Raw genomic sequence first — 13,806 nt, forward strand, 5'->3', positions numbered from 1 at the left:
CTTCCTCCAGGCCCTGCAGGACGACGGTAAAGTTGGACCAGAATCCCCAACCCGGAGGCTCACGATAAATAATGAAAGGACGGCGCTGGTCTTGCTGCATTGTGGTGGCAGGTGTTACGAGGGGTTACCGCTATTTTCGCATCTGAGACCAAGGCCCTTTTGGCTGAAAGAGAAAAGGACATATCACACGTGGCTAAGCTGCCTCCCGAAATCGCCTCTCAGGTTTCAACCACTCTGTCCGTTCTCGATCGGTATCTGGGCAGCGATCTCCGGGCCATTCACCTGTACGGTTCAGCCGTGGATGGGGGACTGAAGCCGCACAGTGACATAGACCTGATGGTCTCGGTGTCCGCGCCGCCCGCTGAAGCTGCGCGGAACGCGCTGATGCGGGAACTTCTGGCATGCTCTGCACCGCCCGGCGAGTCAAAGGTTCTCCGGCCGCTTGAAGTCACCATCGTTGCGCTCAGCGAAGTGGTGCCCTGGCGGTATCCTCCGAGGCGCGAGATGCAGTTCGGAGAATGGCTCCGCGACGATATAGGAGCGGGCCGCTTCGAGTCCGCCATGGCTGACCCTGACCTTGCCATTCTGATGACAAAGCTGCGGTTGCACAGCGTGCCCTTGCGCGGGCCTGAGGCTGCAGAACTGTTCGAACCCGTACCACCATCCGATCTCAGGGAGGCATTTGCCGCGACCATCGCACAGTGGAATGTAGAACCGGACTGGCACGGCGACGAGAGAAATATCGTGCTCGCCTTGGCCCGTATCTGGTTCAGCGTGTCTACCGGTTCCATTGCCTCGAAGGACGCTGCGGCCGCCTGGGCTGCGGAGCGCTTGCCCCCAGAACATGCGGCCCTGCTGGCCGGCGCCGCGGAATCCTATCTCGGCGGTGGGGAGCCGTCTCTGCCTTCCGGCTCGGTGGCTGGCTTCATACGTTTCTGTAAAACGGAAATCGAGCGAGAGCTTTCTCGTTAGAGCGTGTTCAAAGTCTCGGCGCGAGCCTCTCCTCCGTCATACCGGCGAAAGCCGGTATCCAGCGGCGGCGCTTCATTCACCGCTCTACGCAGCCTTGAGCGACGGAGCAAGCCGCTTCATGCGTGAAGTGGCCTTGCTGCAGATGGCTGACCAACTGCTGTTCGTCGAGCAGCATGAATTCCGCTACCTCACCATCCTGGTTGCTCGGAACGAAACTTTCCGGCAATGCCAGTTGGAAGATGAAGATCCGCTCATGCACCCAGTCTTCGCCGGCAAGCTGCGCCGTCACTATTTGGCCGGCCGGCGTCAGGCGTTCTGCCAACGGGGCGGGTACCCCCGCTTCTTCCCATAGTTCACGTATGGCGCATGTCCTCGGTGTCTCGTCAGAAGGCAGGCCGCCGGCAGCCAGGTTGTCGAGCATGCCCGGATCCGTCGGTTTGCTGAGAGAACGGCGGCTGTACCACATGCGCCCATCGGGCGTGAAGGCGTTGATGTGTACCGCGTGGCTGCGCAAGCCCAGCGCACGAAAGGCGGAGCGCTCCAGGCGGAAGAGTTCGGGCGCTTCGAGCGATGCCACGTCTTCGGGCCAATAGCTGAAACGCTCATCCCGCCAGCCGGTGATGAGGCCTTGGCTTCTCAGCGCCTCTGCGGCGCGTTGCAGTGCCTGCGTGCGCTCGCCGGCTGAAAGATCCTTGGCATGCCATGACCAGCGTGTCGGCGCGCCGAGGGGATGATCGGCCACGAGACCAGGCAGCAGCTCCCGAAGGGCCAATGCGCGCCGGCGCGACAGGTAGCCGATGATCCGGCCGTCAAGCATCAGGCGGTCGAGATGCTCCGGGAACGGGCGGGCCGCGTGGCCGAGAAGCTCCCGCGCGAGCGATGCCAAGGGCCGGTGATCAGAGCTCATCCGCGGGTTGATTCTGAATTTTGGAAGATCCGTGCTCCACTCCAAACCCTTGAGTCGCCTGCACGTGGCCATCGTCGAACTGCAGCACCCGCTCCGGCCAGCGCAGCGCCGCCAGCTTGAAGTCGCGTCCCACGGGCGTGGCCGATTTACGTGCCAGCCAGCGGCCGCCTACCGAGAAATCAACGCAGAACACATTGCCGCGCGCACCGTGCCAGGCATAGGGGTGCGTGTTCTCGAAGAGATCCGCATCGCCTTTGCCCACGGCACTCCGGTCAATCTGGTGCACTCGCCGCCAGTAGTGGCCCACCACGACCGGCGTCGGATCCGTATAAGCATCCCACCAGGGCACGCGCTTCACAAAGCGCCATTTGCCGCCAGCAAAGAACGTGGCCGTGCCTTTCTGTTCCACGCCCGAGGTCAATACCTTGAGTGGATTGAGCATTTGCTTGTTCGCTTCGAATTCCGCATGCGCGTGAAGGAACGGAGGTTGATGCTTGTGGCTCTCCAGGCCATGCTCCCATTGTTCCAGTTCCTTGGCCATGCGTTCTTCCAGCGCACTTTCCCGCGCCTGTTGGCGGCCCAGTTCCTCCCAGCGGTCGTATTCTTCGCGTACGGAGCCCAATGGGAGAGGCCGCACGGCTTCAATCTGAGCATCCTGCCAGGCTGCATGAATGACCCGGAGATCAGGCCGCTCCAGGGCGATGGGCAGTCCAGAAAGGAATTCCACGATCTCGCGCCGCTGCTGCGACGTGGGACGGTGGAAAGGGGCATACTTTTCCTGATCGCGCGCCATCCGGGCATCAAAGAACCAGCCGGACCCGTCCTTGACGTCTTCACGAAGAAGATTGATTTCATGGTTGCCCAGGACGGCGAGCGCGCGCCCGGATTGAACCAGCGCGCGGGCCAGTTCCAGCACAGCCGGGCTATCCGGTCCGCGATCGCAGAAATCACCCACAAACACCAGCATGCGGCCCTCAGGATGATGTCCCTGGCGGTCGTAGCCGAGGTGGCCCAGTAGTTGAAGCAGCGCGTCGATTTCTCCGTGGATGTCGCCCACGATGTCAAGCGGGCTGGCGGGCAGGGGCTGGATGAGGCTCATCAGTGTTTCCTGGGAAGGCAACTGGCCGGTTGAGGGACGGCCATCAAAACGCTATTGTGAATGGGTCTTCAATCCGGGGTCAGGCGCCTGTCTTCCAGGTGACGGCTATGGATCCCTTGGGGGGCACTATTTCGTCGAAAGCGACGATTCCAGCTGCACTCATCGTCTATATTCTTCGTGGGCTAAACATATGAGCTGCTTTTCCCGGAGCGCATGGTTTCAAAGGACTGAGCATGAGCAAGCCACTTAACACCACTTATTGGACAGGGGCCTGGATTCGATTCCGGGAGCCCGTCAACGAATTTGCTTCCTGTGAGCTGGCGACTGTGTATGCGCGTGACGGCGCTCAGTGCAGGGGCTTGTACTGGACGCCGAAAAACAACCCAAAGCCGAAAGTAGCCGTGATCGCTGCCCACCCCCGGGTTGACTTCAGCGAACACTACGCGTTTCCTCAACTGCTGCGCGCCGGTTACGCCTGCCTCGGTGCCAACCTTCGTTCGTTGAAGAACGATGTGAACTGCATTCATGAGCAGTTGTTGCTGGACATGGCCGCCTATGTGCAATGGCTGAAGGAGGTCCAGGGCATCGAGAAAGTGGTGTGGCTTGGCAACTCCGGCGGAGGGTCGCTGGGCTGCTTCTATCAGGCGCAAGCGAAAGCAGCGCCCGGCCAGAGACTTAAATTGACGCCGGCTGGGCGCCCGGTACCGTTGGCGGAGATCGAAATGCCGGCCTTCGATGCCATGGTGATCTCGGCCGCGCACACGGGCCAAGGGCTCATCGTGAACGAGACCATCGACCCCTCGGTGGTGGATGAGCATCGCCCGTTGCTCACGGATTCCAGCCTGGACATGTACGATCCGGCCAATGGGTTCAAGCCTGCCCCCGAATGGTCGAGCTACTCTCCAGAATTCGTGGAGCGTTACCGGGCCGCCCAACTGGCGCGTGTCGCGCGCTTGGACGCCGTGGCGAAGGCCATGGTCCGGGAGAGAATCGATGCCGAGGCCGCGCAGTCGAGCGAGGGGCTTTCGTCACTGCCGTTTGCGGCGCAGCGAGCCCTCATGCAGCAGGCCAACTTCCAGCCAGTGATGGTGATCTACAGGACGATGGCGAACCTGCATTACACAGACAATACGCTGGATCCGACTGACCGCGGCTATGGCTGCCTTATCAGTACGCGGCCGCATCTCATGAACTACCAAATATCAGGGTTTGCCCGCATACAAACCCCGGATGCCTGGCTGTCCACATGGTCTGGCTTGAGCAGCAATGCCAATCTGCTGAAAAATGCCCCTGCGGTGACCGAACCGGTGGCCGTGGTTCACGCGGGCAGGGATCTGGATGTCTACCCGCGCACGCACACCCAGCGGATATGGAATTCCTTGGGCAGCACCGACAAGACTTACTTTGACTTTCCAGAGGCGCTCCACTATTTTGAGCCCGCTGCGGGGGAAGATCCCAATGCCGGTGCGGTGGCTCAATTGGGTAAGGTGGTGCCCTGGCTGCAATCCCGGGTGCCTCTTTAATTCCCGTGTGGCACGGTCACGGTCAGGGTCACGGAGACGCGAGTTGAGGATCCGAGGTGCCGTGTGTTGCGGCGTTCGCTTCAAGCCGTATCGATAAGCGGTATTTTTCCAAAGGAGACAGTTCAATGCACAGCACGATGATGAATGTGCCGCTCTCGGTCAACCACCTGCTGGAGCGCGCGGGAGCGCTTTTTCCCGATCGCGAGATCATCAGCCGCCGTCCCGACAAGACGCTGGTGCGCCACACCTACCGGCAGTGGCACCAGCGCACGCTCCAACTGGCTTCGGCGCTGAGGGCCGCGGGCATCGGCAAGGGCGACCGGGTGGCGACCCTGTGCTGGAACCACCACGTACACCTGGAATGCTATTTCGGCATCCCCGCATGCGGCGCTGTGATGCATACGCTGAACCTGCGCCTCACGGGCCAGGAAATAGGATGGATCGCGGCCCATGCCGAGGATCGCTTCCTGATCATTGATGACATCCTGTTGCCGCTGTACCGGCAGTTCGAGCATCTGCACCGCTTCGAACGGGTCATCGTGGTGCCGTTCTCGGGCGAGCCTGTGACTGCGGACGGTGCGGATGACTACGAGCAGTTCATCGCCGGGCAGGATGCCGGGGCATTCGAATTCCTCCCCCACGATGAGAATGATCCGATTTCCCTTTGCTATACCTCCGGCACCACAGGCTCGCCCAAGGGCGTGGCCTATTCGCACCGCTCCACGGTGCTGCATGCGCTTTCGGCATCGCTGACCGACCACTGGGGGCTGCGAAGCCAGGACGTCGTGATGCCCGTCACCCCCATGTTCCACGCGAATGCCTGGGGCGTCCCTTATGGCGCGGTCATGTGCGGCGCTGGCTTTGTGTTTCCGGGACCCAACCTGCATGCCGACGATCTCCTCGATCTGATCACCGAAGCGCCTTCCACGCTGGCCCTGGGAGTGCCGACGATCTGGATGAGCCTTGTACAGACCTACGAGGCCTCCCGCGATCCTGGACATCCTGATCATGGCCGCTGGAAGCTGCCAAAGAGCATGAGATCCCTGGTCGGCGGAGCGGCCGTTCCCGAGGCGCTGGCGCGGGCTTGCGATGCCATGGGAATGCACATGCTGCAAGGTTGGGGCATGACGGAGACATCGCCCTTGGCCACGGTGTCTTATCTACCCGCGGCCCTGCAGGATGTCAGCCATGACGAGCGGATGCGCCGCACCGCCATGGCGGGTATTCCAGTGCCCCTGGTTGAGCTTCGCATCCGGGGTGAAGATGGTGCCAATGCGCCGCGCGACGGACAAAGCGTGGGCGAGATCCAAGTGAGAGGCCCCTACATCACAGGAAGCTATTACGGCCTTCCCGTGACGGAAGACAAATTCTCCGAAGATGGTTTTCTGCGGACAGGAGACGTGGGCACGCAGGATGCATACGGCTTCGTTCAGATCACAGACCGTACCAAGGACGTCATCAAGTCCGGCGGCGAATGGATCAGTTCAGTCGCGCTGGAAAACGCGCTGATGGGGCATCCGGCGATTCTTGAGGCGGCCGTCGTTCCCATTCCCGACGCGAAATGGAGCGAGCGGCCATTGGGCTGTGTCGTGTTCAAGCCAGGCAAGACGGCCACCCCGGAACAGCTCCATGAGCACCTGCTGCAGAACGGCTTCGCCAAGTGGCAGTTGCCCGAACGCTACGAGGTCATCGCCGAGATTCCGCGGACTTCCACCGGCAAGTTCTGGAAGATGAAGCTGCGTGAACAGTTTCCCCATTGAGGCCGCGAAGGCTGGAGCAATTTCATGATCAAGATCAGTGTGATGTACCCCTATTCGCCCGAGGGCCGTTTCGACATGGACTACTACTGCAAGGTCCATATGCCTCTCGTGAAAACCCGCATGGGCGAGTATTGCCGTGGATACGAGGTAGATCTTGGATTGAGTGGGGGCGCTCCGGACAGCGCGCCGGTCTACGTGGCGGTGGCGCACATCTACTGCGAAAGCATGGATGATTTTCGCAAGGGCTTTGGTCCGCACGCGGGCGAGTTCAAGGAAGATCAGAAGAACTACACCAACATCGCGTCCGTGATGCAAGTGAGCGAGCTGGCCGCGTCGGTTCGCGGCTAAGCGTACTTCATGCCTTTTCTGCGCCCGGGAGAGCACCATGCTCTTCCCCGTGTGTCATGGATGGTTTTCAAGCTGCTGTAAAGCCAGCGTCGATCGCCAGGACCGTGCCGATCGCCGAGGCGGCCCCTGGCGAGCTCAACCACAGGATACCGGAGGCGATTTCCCCAGGAGTGCTGTAGCGGCCGAGCGGATAGTTTGCCCCTCCGGCTGAAGGCGCACCGCCTTGGAACGACGCCACGATTCTTTCTGCCATGGGCGTTTGAATCCCCGAAGGGCATACGGCATTGATACGGACGCCCTTGCGCGCATACTGAAGTGCGGCGCTCCGCGTGAGGCCCACCACCGCATGTTTCGATGTGCCGTATACCGCCGAGCGCGCCGATCCGACCAGGCCGGCTCCGGATGACACATTCACGATGGAGCCTCCGGTGTCCTGCCTCAGCATCTGCTCTATCTGAGCCCTCATGCAGTTCCATACTCCGCGCACGTTGATATCCATCACGCGGTTGTAGAGATCGTCGTCCTCTTCCAGCAGAGGGCGCGTGGCACCTTCCACCCCTGCAGCGTTGACGGCTGCGTCCAACCGGTTCCAGCGCGATAAAGTATTCTGAACGGCATCGCGTACCGAGCTGACCTGGGTGACATCGCAGTCCAGTGCCAGTGCCGCTTCAGGATTCGGCAGCAGGGCGATCGTTTCGGCCAGCCCTTCCCGATTCATGTCCAACAGTGCAACATTGGCGCCTTCAGCTGAAAACGAGAGAGCGCAGGCCCGGCCGACCCCCGATGCCGCGCCTGTAATGAAGGCGACTTTTCCCTGGAGGGTCATGTTCATTGGCGCTTTATAAATTTCGCTCGGATGCCTGCAAAGAAGAGGGTTGAACGGCAAAGGAGTTGTAAAAGTTCGATAATTACTTATATGGCTAAGTATATGAATGGTTCGGCTTCACGTCTATGGAAAGTTGGCATGAAGACTCTGATTTCCTAGGGTATGGCTACGCCCGGTTTCAAGTTCGGAGGTATAGACATGTGCCCCAATCGTTCAAGTTCTGCACCCCCTGGTCCCGCTTCTTTCGCATCTCCCCGACCTTCTGCCCGCGTCACGCGTCTTTCCATTGCAGACCTGGTGCTGTCCTCAGGCGTCTTCAAGCTGGTGCTGGTGCGCGGTCCTGCAGGGTTCGGAAAGACGACTGCCATGCACCAGCTTCGAGAGCGGTTTGATCAGGCTGGAGCGACGACCTTATGGCTGGGCCTGGAACCTGCGGACAACGACCGTTCGCGCTTCCTCAAGTCACTTGGAGAGGCGGTTGCGGTGTTGCGGCCTCAATCGCCGGCATCGGCGTCGCCTCTCGATGCCGTTCGGGTGATCGGTTCCAGTTCGTCGCCCTTCGTGCTGTTCCTGGACGACATGGAAGTTATTCGCGATCCGGCCGTGATCGGGCTGCTGCGCGAGATGGTCGACCGGTTGCCTCCGCACGGCAGGATCGTCATCGGAAGCCGCAGCCTCCCTGATCTGGGGGTGGGGCGCCTGCGTGCACGCGGCGAGTTGGTCGAGGTGGGCGTGGAGCAGCTCCGGTTCACCCAGGCAGAAACGGCCGATCTGTTCAGCCAGCTTGGCCTGAATCTTTCCGACGCGCACGTGCGCAAGCTGCACGAGAAAACCGAAGGATGGATCGCTGCCTTGCGGCTGGCCTCCATGGTGGTAGGCCGCAGGGGCATTGCGGACGGTTTCATCGATTCGTTCGACGGCGCGACGGACGCGGTCGCCGAGTATCTGTCTCAGGACGTCCTGGCCCACCAGCCAGATGACGCACGCGAATTCCTGCTTTGCACCAGCGTGTTGCGGCATGTCAGCCTGCCTGCTTGCCAGGCGCTGCTGCCTCACCTCGATTGCGTGCGGTTGTTTGATTCGCTCGTGGCGGGCGGATTTTTCTGACGCCGGTGCCAGGGCAGGCGGGTGTATACCGCTATCACAGCCTGTTCGGGGAGTTTCTGCGGGCGCAGCTGGAGCGAACACACGCGGGCCGCCTGCAGCGGCTTCATCTGGCGGCCAGTGGATGGTATGTGTCGCAGGGGCGCCCCGTGCCGGCCATTGACCACGCCATCGAGGGCGAGGACTTTCCGCAGGCACTGCAGCTTCTGGAAGCGCATGTGGACGAATTTCTCGAGCTGGGGCGCATGCGCTTGCTTGACCGGTGGTTCGATGCCATTGCGCTTTCCGGGCTGGAACTGAAGCCCATGATCCTGGTTGCATCGATCTGGGCCAGATGTTTCACGCGAGGGCCTGGGGAGGCGCACAAGCTGCTGGAGGCTTCCGGCATCGGACACAGTGAGGATGCCCAGGTAAGGGCCCATGTCTCGGCGTTGAAACCATTGTTGCTGGCCATGCTTGATCAGCACGAGGATGCCGCGCGCGTGGGGGAAGAAGGATTGGCGGCGCTTCCCACGCCGTTTCCGTTTGCCGACAGCGTGCTGATCAACGCGATGGCCAATTCGGTCATGGTCTTGGGGCAGCGTCAGGAATCCTTGCGTCTGCTTGATTCCGCCAGACGCATGCCGGACGGAGGCGCATTCAATCGCATGTACTCGGAATCCGTCGGTGGCGTCGCAGACCTGGTCAGAGGGCGGTTGCGGCAGGCGATGGCGCGGTTCCGCCTGGCCGTGAATGCGACGCCGCGCACTCAAAGCTACGCCTACACCAACGGGAATGCCTGGGCGGGCGTGCTGTATGCGGGCGTGGTTTATGAGGTCAACGATATCGAAGAAGCTGAGCACCTGCTCAATGCCTATTTGCCGCTGGCCCGAGACGTTGGGCTTCCTGACCACATGATCGAGGGGCACCGGATCCGGGCCCGCATGGCGTTTGGCCGCGGAGATATCCTGGCTGCGCACGAGGCGCTCACCGAACTCGAGTACCTGGGGCACCAGCGCCAACTGCCTCGGGTCGTGGCCAGCGCCCAGTTGGAACGCGCGCGCGTGTTTACTTTGCAGGGCAATGCCGTGGCGGCCCAGGAAGATCTTGCGCGCGCCGCCGATCACGCGCTATGGGCGCGCGTGGACCACCTGCTCCTGCTGGCGCATGACTGCGAAGATCTTTTCATCGGCCAGCAGCGTTGGAACATCCGGTTCCGCAAGGCGGCCGATGCCATTGGGGAGTTGCAGCATGCCGTAGAACGGGCCGTCGCGGAAGGCCGCTTGCGCAGGGCTTTGAAGCTTCAGATGCTTCAGGCTCTGGCGCAGGATTCGCACGGCAACGCCGCTGCCGCGGTCGCCACGGTCTGCGAAGTGCTGGCTTCCGCGGCACCTGAGGGGTTCTTCAGATTGCTGGTGGATGAAGGGCCGGCGGTGGCCCCGCTCGTGGCGCGCGCCATGGCGGTGTTGCAAGCCGGGCATCACGCGCCCATGGTGCTGCAGCATGCCGAGCGGATCCTTGATCACTTTGGCTGGGCTGTGGAGGCGCCGGCCGCGCCGGAGAGGGGCTTTTGCAGCCGGTGGAGCCTCTCACGCGGAAGGAGCTGAATATCCTGCAGCTGCTGGCGGAAGGGTACTCCAACACCGCGTTGTCAGAGAAGCTGTTTGTCTCCGACAGCACGGTGCGCACGCATCTGCGCAATATCAACATGAAGCTTGACACCAAGAGCCGCATGCAGGCCGTCCACTACGGACGCCTCATGGGGCTCATCCGGTAGACGCTCACTCAAGCCAGGCTGCGGGCGATCACTTCCTTCATGATTTCGTTGGTGCCGCCGTAGATCCGCTGCACCCGCGCGTCGGCATACATGCGAGCGATGGGATACTCGTTCATGTAGCCGTAGCCGCCCCACAGCTGCAGCAGCTCGTCCAGTACGCGGTTCTGGGTATCCGACACCCACATCTTGGCCATGGAGGCCGTGGCCGTATCCAGTGTGCCTTCCAGCATTTCCTCGATGCATTGGTCGACGAAGGCACGGCCCACCCGGATCTGGGTGGCGATTTCGGCGAGCTTGAAGCGGGTGTTCTGAAAATCGGCAATACGCTGGCCAAAGGCCTTGCGCTCGTTCACATACTGAAGGGTGGCTTCGAAGCCGCCCTCCATCATGGCCACGCCCGTGACGCCAATGATCAGCCGCTCATAGGGCAGGTCCTGCATCAACTGGTACATGCCCTGGCCCTCCTGGCCGCCCAGTACGCGGTCATGGGGTACGGTGACATTGTCGAAAAAGAGCTCGGAGGTGTCTTGCGCCTTCATGCCCATCTTATCCAGCACCCGGCCCACGCGGTATCCGGCGAGCCCCTCGGTTTCGACGAGCAGAATGGACATGCCCCGTGAGCCCTCCGCGCCGCCGGTCTTGCACACCACCAGCACCAGGCCCGCGAGGAATCCGTTGCTGATGAAGGTCTTGCTTCCGTTGATGATGTAGTGATCGGCATGCCTTTCGGCACGGGTGCGGATGCCTTTCAGATCGGAGCCTGTACCGGGCTCGGTCATGGCAATGGCGCCCACCAGTTCGCCGCTGGCCAGGCGCGGCAGATAGCGCTTTTTCTGTTCCTCGGTGCCGTGGCTCAGTAGGTAGTGAGCCACAATGGAATGCACGGCGTTGTTCATCCCCGTCAGGCCTCGGCGCGCCAATTCCTCATGGATGACCGCCTCGTGCCGGAAGTCTCCTCCCGCTCCGCCATACTCCTCCGGAATATCAGTGCACAGAAGGCCCAGCTTTCCTGCCTCGCGCCAGACTTGATGGCCCACATGGCCCCGCCGCCGCGCTTCTTCGTCGCCAGGCTGTACCTCTGACTCGATGAAGCGGACAACGGAATCACGGAACGATTCGAGCGTCGGGTCGCTCCAGGTGCGTTTGAATTCGATCGGCATGGTGGTGTGGTCCTTGGTACACGCTCTGAGAACCTGAGCACATCTTCAGAATCTCAGGGGTTTCCGGTGTGGCCGGTACTCCATTCTCGGAGAATCTCGCTGGCGTGTGCAGCGACTGGGGCGGAGGGCGTTTCGAGCGCCGAGCGGGAGAAGCGGGGCGCGGGCGCGGGCTGCGTCAGGCCGCCCACTTCCACAAAGGTGCCTCGCGCGGCGTTGTGAGGATGCCGAGGGGCTTCCTCCCAATCCAGCACCGGCGCGAAGCAGGCATCGGTGCCCTCCAGGAGCCGGGTCCATTCGTCACGGGTCCGTGAGCGGAAAATGTCGGCCAGCCGCAGTTTCTGCAGAGGCCACGCGTCCTGATCGTGCTGGCGGTCGAAGAGCGGATCCTCGATGCCGCAGTGCTTACGAAGCTCGGCATAGAACTGCGGCTCGATGGGCCCGATGGCGACATAGCGGCCGTCAGCGCATGCATAGGTGTCGTAAAAGGGGGCTGCGCCGTCGAGCAGGTTGTTGCCGCGCTGATTGTTCCATCGGCCGCTGGACATCAACCCGAAAACGAAACTGGAAAGCAGGGCGGCTCCGTCGGTCATGGCGGCGTCAACCACCTGGCCTTGTCCGGTGGCTTCGACCTGGCGCAATGCCGCCAGCACCCCGACCGCCAGCAGCATGCCGCCGCCACCGAAATCACCGATCAGGTTCAGCGGGGGCGCGGGTGGTTCGTGCGGGCGTCCCATGGCATGGAGCGCGCCACTCAGGGCAATGTAGTTGATATCGTGCCCCGCTGCCGCGGAGAGCGGCCCGTGCTGCCCCCAGCCTGTCATGCGGCCGTAGACCAGGCGGGGATTCTTCTCAAGGCAATCCTCGGGCCCGAGCCCGAGCCGTTCCATGACGCCGGGGCGGAAGCCTTCGATGAGTACGTCGGCGCGCGCCGCCAGGCCGAGCGCGAGGCGCTGATCATCCGGTGCCCGCAGATCCAGTGCCACGACACGCCGGCCGCGCGCGAGCACGTCCTTTCGATTCAGTTCCTGATCTTTGCGCGCGATGCGCACGACATCCGCGCCCAGATCCGCGAGCATCATGGCGCAGAACGGGGCCGGCCCGATCCCGCTGAATTCGGCGACTCTGAGGCCAGACAGCGGCTTGGCTGTTTGAGGTGACGGCACGGTCTAGAGCCTCTCGATGATCGTCACATTGGCCATCCCGCCGCCTTCGCACATGGTTTGCAGGCCAAAGCGGCCACGCCGCTGCTCCAGCACGTTCAACAGCGTGGTCATGAGCCGCGTACCTGATGCACCCAGAGGGTGGCCCAGGGCGATGGCGCCGCCGAACACGTTCATGCGCGCCGGATCAGCACCCGTGGCCTGCAGCCACGCCAGGGGAACGCAGGCAAAGGCTTCGTTGACTTCAAAGGCATCGATGTCGCTGGCGCGCAAGCCGGTTTTCTGGAGCGCTCGAAGAGTGGCCGGTAGCGGGGCATCCAGCATCATGACGGGGTCATGTCCCAGCACGCTCATATGGTGGATGCGCGCCAGGGGTTTCAAACCGAATGTCTTCAGTCCGCGTTCGCTGACGACCATGACACCGCTCGCGCCATCCGCGATCTGGCTGGCATTGGCGGCGCTGATGACGCCGCCCTCCTGCAGCAGTTTGACACTTGCAATGCCTTCCAGCGAGGCGTCGGCGCGGACGCCCTCATCCTTCAGATGAAGCTCCTGAGTGCGCTCGCCTTCCATGCGGTGGATGGGCACAGGGAGAATTTCCTTCTCGAAGTAGCCTGCAGCGGCAGCTTGGGCGGCACGCTGATGGCTCGCCAAGGCAAAGGCATCCAGTTGGGCCCTGCCGAGGCCAAACTTCTTGGCCAGCATCTCCGCGCCCATGAACTGGCTGAAGTCGATGCCCGGATAGCGCCGCTGGATTTCCGGCCCCATGTAGTAGCCCATGCCATGCTTGCGGGGCAGCTCCGATGGCGTGAACATGGGCACGCGGCTCATGCTTTCCACGCCCGCCGCGATGACGCAGTCCATGCTGCCCGACATCACGGCCTGCGCCGCGAAATGCAGTGCCTGCTGGGACGATCCGCACTGGCGATCGATGCTGGTTCCCGGCACCGACTCAGGCAAGCGGGAGGCGAGCACCGCGTTGCGTCCCACGTTGGTGGATTGCTCCCCGACCTGGCTGACGCATCCCATGAGCACGTCTTCCACCGCCGCCGGATCAATGCCGGTACGGTCCAGAAGGCCGTCGATCAGTTTTCCAGCCAGATCGACGGGGTGCCAACCAGAGAGCGCGCCTTTGCGCCTGCCGCCTGCGGTGCGCAATGCGGCCGTAATGAATGCATCTGCCATGGATAG

At 62.2% G+C, this 13,806-nt stretch carries 13 protein-coding genes; 7 read left to right on the forward strand and 6 right to left on the reverse strand.

Annotated features, from left to right (window positions below; genetic code table 11):
- The first annotated feature begins 189 nt into the window (after positions 1–189).
- Positions 190–972 (forward strand): aminoglycoside adenylyltransferase family protein, encoded by a 783-nt coding sequence (locus tag WJU18_RS07260; RefSeq protein WP_423459436.1) that lies wholly within the window; start codon positions 190–192, stop codon positions 970–972.
- Between the two features lie 76 nt (positions 973–1,048).
- On the opposite strand, the gene WJU18_RS07265 is transcribed toward WJU18_RS07260, so the two are convergent.
- Positions 1,049–1,879: a DUF4743 domain-containing protein gene (locus tag WJU18_RS07265; protein ID WP_423459437.1), complete on the reverse strand. Its 831-nt coding sequence runs from the start codon at positions 1,877–1,879 to the stop codon at positions 1,049–1,051.
- Complete coding sequence (locus WJU18_RS07270; protein ID WP_423459438.1) at positions 1,869–2,978, reverse strand: metallophosphoesterase; 1,110 nt, start codon at positions 2,976–2,978, stop codon at positions 1,869–1,871. Before WJU18_RS07270 ends, WJU18_RS07265 begins: the two co-directional genes overlap by 11 nt.
- A 233-nt stretch (positions 2,979–3,211) precedes the next feature.
- On the opposite strand from WJU18_RS07270, the gene WJU18_RS07275 reads away from it, so the two are divergent.
- The 3 genes from WJU18_RS07275 to WJU18_RS07285 all read left to right on the forward strand — a co-directional run bounded on the left by WJU18_RS07275 (position 3,212) and on the right by WJU18_RS07285 (position 6,609).
- Entirely contained in the window at positions 3,212–4,501 is a 1,290-nt protein-coding gene (locus WJU18_RS07275; protein ID WP_423459439.1) for a hypothetical protein, read from the forward strand.
- A 125-nt stretch (positions 4,502–4,626) separates the two neighbouring features.
- On the forward strand, positions 4,627–6,261 hold the full coding sequence (locus tag WJU18_RS07280) for a long-chain fatty acid--CoA ligase (protein WP_423459440.1): 1,635 nt from the start codon (positions 4,627–4,629) through the stop codon (positions 6,259–6,261).
- A 24-nt stretch (positions 6,262–6,285) separates the two neighbouring features.
- Positions 6,286–6,609: an EthD family reductase gene (locus tag WJU18_RS07285; RefSeq protein ID WP_423459441.1), complete on the forward strand. Its 324-nt coding sequence runs from the start codon at positions 6,286–6,288 to the stop codon at positions 6,607–6,609.
- Positions 6,610–6,676: 67 nt separating this feature from the next.
- Here WJU18_RS07285 and WJU18_RS07290 read toward each other — a convergent pair whose 3' ends face one another.
- Positions 6,677–7,441 carry an SDR family oxidoreductase gene (locus WJU18_RS07290; RefSeq protein WP_423459442.1) on the reverse strand — a complete coding sequence of 255 codons (765 nt, stop codon included), beginning with the start codon at positions 7,439–7,441 and terminating at the stop codon, positions 6,677–6,679.
- Positions 7,442–7,732: 291 nt separating this feature from the next.
- On the opposite strand from WJU18_RS07290, the gene WJU18_RS07295 reads away from it, so the two are divergent.
- Genes WJU18_RS07295 through WJU18_RS07305 form a run of 3 tightly spaced genes read left to right on the forward strand, consistent with a single transcriptional unit; the run spans position 7,733 to position 10,295 of the window.
- The gene (locus tag WJU18_RS07295; RefSeq protein ID WP_423459443.1) at positions 7,733–8,542 is read left to right on the forward strand and encodes an AAA family ATPase; all 810 of its coding nucleotides are present in this window, start codon (positions 7,733–7,735) and stop codon (positions 8,540–8,542) included.
- Between the two features lie 5 nt (positions 8,543–8,547).
- Positions 8,548–10,125 (forward strand): hypothetical protein, encoded by a 1,578-nt coding sequence (locus WJU18_RS07300; RefSeq protein WP_423459444.1) that lies wholly within the window; start codon positions 8,548–8,550, stop codon positions 10,123–10,125.
- Entirely contained in the window at positions 10,098–10,295 is a 198-nt protein-coding gene (locus WJU18_RS07305; protein WP_423460957.1) for a response regulator transcription factor, read from the forward strand. Before WJU18_RS07300 ends, WJU18_RS07305 begins: the two co-directional genes overlap by 28 nt.
- An 8-nt stretch (positions 10,296–10,303) precedes the next feature.
- On the opposite strand, the gene WJU18_RS07310 is transcribed toward WJU18_RS07305, so the two are convergent.
- Genes WJU18_RS07310 through WJU18_RS07320 form a run of 3 tightly spaced genes read right to left on the reverse strand, consistent with a single transcriptional unit; the run spans position 10,304 to position 13,800 of the window.
- Positions 10,304–11,455 carry an acyl-CoA dehydrogenase family protein gene (locus WJU18_RS07310; protein WP_423459445.1) on the reverse strand — a complete coding sequence of 384 codons (1,152 nt, stop codon included), beginning with the start codon at positions 11,453–11,455 and terminating at the stop codon, positions 10,304–10,306.
- Positions 11,456–11,508: 53 nt separating this feature from the next.
- A complete protein-coding gene (locus tag WJU18_RS07315) occupies positions 11,509–12,618 on the reverse strand; it encodes a CaiB/BaiF CoA transferase family protein (protein ID WP_423459446.1) in 1,110 nt (369 codons plus the stop codon).
- A 3-nt stretch (positions 12,619–12,621) separates the two neighbouring features.
- On the reverse strand, positions 12,622–13,800 hold the full coding sequence (locus tag WJU18_RS07320; RefSeq protein ID WP_423459447.1) for an acetyl-CoA C-acetyltransferase: 1,179 nt from the start codon (positions 13,798–13,800) through the stop codon (positions 12,622–12,624).
- Between the last annotated feature and the right edge of the window lie 6 nt (positions 13,801–13,806).

It is taken from the genome of Ottowia sp. VDI28 (assembly GCF_049532675.1).
GTDB lineage: Bacteria > Pseudomonadota > Gammaproteobacteria > Burkholderiales > Burkholderiaceae_C > Ottowia.

Excerpts from the sequence above, each read along its gene's own strand:
- WJU18_RS07310 (WP_423459445.1), bottom strand. The coding sequence starts at position 11,455 with ATGCCGATCGAATTCAAACGCACCTGGAGCGACCCGACGCTCGAATCG.
- WJU18_RS07320 (WP_423459447.1), bottom strand. The coding sequence starts at position 13,800 with ATGGCAGATGCATTCATTACGGCCGCATTGCGCACCGCAGGCGGCAGG.
- WJU18_RS07270 (WP_423459438.1), bottom strand. The coding sequence starts at position 2,978 with ATGAGCCTCATCCAGCCCCTGCCCGCCAGCCCGCTTGACATCGTGGGC.
- WJU18_RS07280 (WP_423459440.1), top strand. The coding sequence starts at position 4,627 with ATGCACAGCACGATGATGAATGTGCCGCTCTCGGTCAACCACCTGCTG.
- WJU18_RS07285 (WP_423459441.1), top strand. The coding sequence starts at position 6,286 with ATGATCAAGATCAGTGTGATGTACCCCTATTCGCCCGAGGGCCGTTTC.
- WJU18_RS07265 (WP_423459437.1), bottom strand. The coding sequence starts at position 1,879 with ATGAGCTCTGATCACCGGCCCTTGGCATCGCTCGCGCGGGAGCTTCTC.
- WJU18_RS07275 (WP_423459439.1), top strand. The coding sequence starts at position 3,212 with ATGAGCAAGCCACTTAACACCACTTATTGGACAGGGGCCTGGATTCGA.
- WJU18_RS07290 (WP_423459442.1), bottom strand. The coding sequence starts at position 7,441 with ATGAACATGACCCTCCAGGGAAAAGTCGCCTTCATTACAGGCGCGGCA.